The organism is Corallococcus sp. CA049B, assembly GCF_003611685.1.
Taxonomy (GTDB): Bacteria; Myxococcota; Myxococcia; order Myxococcales; family Myxococcaceae; genus Corallococcus; species Corallococcus coralloides.
Genome location: NZ_RAWC01000388.1, coordinates 1 through 3447 on the forward strand (window position 1 = coordinate 1; position 3447 = coordinate 3447).

At 73.9% G+C, this 3447-nt stretch carries 2 protein-coding genes; both read right to left on the reverse strand.

Going from position 1 to position 3447, the window contains the following annotated elements; all coding sequences use genetic code 11:
- Nucleotides 1-1235, reverse strand: a 1235-nt coding sequence (locus D7W82_RS38875; protein ID WP_216619350.1) for an O-antigen ligase, incomplete at its 3' end; no start/stop codon positions are given.
- A 31-nt stretch (nucleotides 1236-1266) separates the two neighbouring features.
- Nucleotides 1267-3447: polysaccharide biosynthesis tyrosine autokinase (locus D7W82_RS38880; protein WP_120623080.1), on the reverse strand; the 2181-nt coding region annotated here is incomplete at its 5' end.

Here is a 3447-nt window from a genome sequence, read left to right on the forward strand (position 1 = left end):
GGGCCCGACTGCGCGGGCTTCCGCCCGGGGGCCGCGGTCGCGGAGGCCATCACCATCAAGAGGAAGAAGGCCCGGCTGTCGTAGAGGTCGCCGCTGGCCTGGCTGCCCAGGAGCACCAGCACCGCCGCGCCCGCGGTGGCGCCATCCAGGCCCTGGCGCCTCATGAGCGCCGAGCGCACGAAGGTGGCGATGACGGTCGCGAGCAGGAGCAGCCCCACGACGCCGCCCTCGCAGAAGACCTCCAGGAAGAGGTTGTGCGGGTAGACGCCCAGGCGCAGCGCGGGGAACGCCGCGAGCCCCGCCCCCGCCACCGGGTAGTCCTTCCCCAACTGGAGGGCCCTGGCGTAGAGGATCTCCCGCCCGGACAGGTACACCGTGTTGTCCTTGCCGCTGGCGCCGCCCGCCCCCGACTCGTAGTTGAGGGTGAGGCGCAGGAAGCGCTCCTGCACGGAGTTGCTCAGCGCCTCCCCCAGCGGGGAGAACAGGGTCACCGCGGTGATGGCGGCGGTCGCCAGCAGCAGCAGCAGCAGCAGCCGGCGCAGCGGCACGCGCCCCACCACGAGGCAGGTGGTGATGCCCGCGACGATGGCGGCGGACCCGCCGCGCGAGCCCGTGAGCAGCGCCAGCACGACGCCGGTGGCGGCCACCGGAATCCACAGCCACGCCTGGCCCCTCCAGTACCAGAAGTAGAGCGCCCCGATGGCGAGCAGCCCCATGAGCCGCGCGAGGATGTTGGGCCCGCCGCCCATCACCGCCAGCCGCGCGCTCCCGCCGCCCGCCAGCAGTTGCTTGACGGCGGTGAGCGCGAGCAGCCCCGTGGCCACGACGACGGCGGCCCAGAACGCGTCCAGCACCCGGGGCGCGGGCTGGCGCAAGCAGGCCAGCGCGAAGCCCACGCACATCAGCCCCACCAGCAGGATGTCGGCGACCTTGGTCAGGGAGAAGAGCGGGTCGGGCGTCCAGGTGATGCTGGCGCACATGTAGCCCAGGAAGCCCAGCAGGGCCGCGATGAGCGGCGGGTCGAAGCGCGCCTCGCCGGGGCGCGCGTCGCGCCGGGCGCGGTGCAGCATCCCCACGGAGGCAAGCAGCACCCCGCACAGGACGATCCAGAGCCGCAGCTCCTGGACCAGGTTCGTGTCCACCTCCTCGTTGACCGCGAGGCCCAGCCGGTGGAAGCCCCAGCGGCCCGCGAGCACGTAGAGCGCCGCGATGAAGCCCAGTCCTGTGCAGCTCATCCAGCTCACGATGGACTCTCCCGGTGGGTCTTCAGCTCGCGGACGGGTATTCGTATTGGTAGACGCCGCTCACCGCGCGGCCCGCCCGGGAGCGCGGCACGCCGTTGAGGACCACGCCCCGGGCCGGGACGCCGCTCTGCTCCAGCTGGTGCAGCGCGGTGGCCACCTCGCGCAGGGACTGGGTGGCCGCGCGCACCACGGCGAGCCGCACGCCCGCGTGCCGGCCCACGAGCGCCGCGTCCGTCACCGCGAGGATGCAGGGCGTGTCGAAGAGGACGACGTCGTACTCGGCCGCCACGCGCGCCACGAACGTGTCGAACGCCGCGCCGGCCAACAGCTCCGCCGGGTCTGGCGGGAGCGCGCCCGCGCCCAGGAAGGACAGGCCGGGCGCGGCCTCCTGGAGCAGGGCCTGCTCCAGCGTCGCGGCGCCCCGCAGCACCTCATGGAGGCCGGGGAGGTGCGCCTCGCGGAAGCACCGGTGCAGCCAGCCGCCGCGCAGGTTCGCGTCCACCAGCAGCACGCGCTGGCCCGTCTCCGCCAGCACCCACGCCAGGTTGAGGGCGACGAAGGACGTCCCGGCGCCGGGGCTCGTCCCGGTGACGGCGACGACGTGGCTGCCCGCCTCCTTCATGGCCCGCTGGAGCCGGGTCCTCAGGCCGCGCACGCACTCCACGGTGACGTCCCGGGGGACGCTGCGCGCCAGGATGATGGACGGGCTCCGGGGGGACATGGCGCGGCGGGGGCCGGTGGGGACGCTGGCGAGCACGGGCACCGCGAGCGCGGACTCCAGGGCGGCGGGGTCGGTGACGCCCGGTTGCAGCGACTTGCGCGCGAAGGCCAGCGCGACGCCGGACACCAGCCCCAGCACCACGCTGACCGCGAACACGTCCGGCTTCAGGGGGCGCACGGGCAGGCGCGTCACCACGGGCGCGTCGATGAGGCGCGCGTTGGTGATGGTGCTCGACTTGAGCACCCGGTACTCCTGGGCCTTGTTGTTGAGCAGGATGTAGAGCTCGTTGGCCACCTTCACGTCGCGCGTGAGCTGGGCGGACACCCGCTCCGCGTCCGGGATGCCCTTGAGCCGGGCGGCCAGCGCGCTCCGCTCCGTGCGCAGGCGCGCCATCTTGCGCTCCGTGGCCACGATGAGCGGGTGGTGCTCGGTGAAGCGCTGGCGCAACTCCGAGCGCTCCAGCGCGAGCGTGGAGAGGTCCTTGTCCAGGTCCACGCTCCGGTTGAGGACGGCCTGCGTCTCCAGCCCCAGGTCCACGCCGCCCTTGCCGGCGCGGTAGTCGCGCAGCGCGGACTCCGCCTGCTCCAGGCCCTGGCGCAGGCCGGGCAGCTGGCTGTCCAGGAACGACAGCGTGCGGCCCGCCTCCTCGCTGCGGCGCTCCACGTTGGAGCGCACGTAGGTGTCCGCGATGGCTTGGAGCGTGGTGGTGGCCAGCACCGGGTCCGGCCCGTCCAGGGTCAGGTTGAGCACGCCCGTGCCGGCGCCCTTCTCCCCCATGCGCAGCGAGCGCTGCAGGTCCTCCACCACCGCGAGCTTCGAGCGGCGCATCACCTGGAAGCGCGTCCCCGGCCGGGCGCGCAGCTCCGTGACGAACAGCTCCACCTCGTGCGCCGCGCCCGCTTCCGTCTGGGCGCCGGTGCCCACGGCGCCGTGGAGCACGACCTGCCCCTCGGGCCCCCACAGCGTGTACGCGCCGTCCGCGTCCGCCACGAGCGTGAGCGGCAGGTCCTCCCACTCCGTGGGCACGTTCAGCCGCTCCACCTGGAGCTTCTCTCCGCCCCAGGCGTACGAGGCCCCGCCCCACCACGGCACCGCCGCCAGGTCCGGCCCCGGGTGCGCCCGGGCATGGGCCGCGCCCACCACCGGGAAGTAGCGGGGCTCCACGCTCACGCCCAGGTGCAGCGCGTCCGCCACGCGCCCCAGCAAGGCCCGGGAGCCCAGGACCTCCATCTCCGGGGCCGCCATGCTGGGCGCGTCTGGAATCAGCTCGTCCAGCTGGCCCAGGCTGCTGCCCTTCTGCTCGATGCGCAGGATGGCATTGGCCCTGTACACCGGCGCCGTGACGAGCAGATACAGCCCGCCCAGGGCCAGGGCCAGGACGATGGACGCCGCGATGGTGCCGCGGCGCTCCCCCAGGATGGCCAGATATCTACCCAATCCCAGCTCATCATCCTGCGTGCCGGGGCCTGGGCGGGGCGGCGT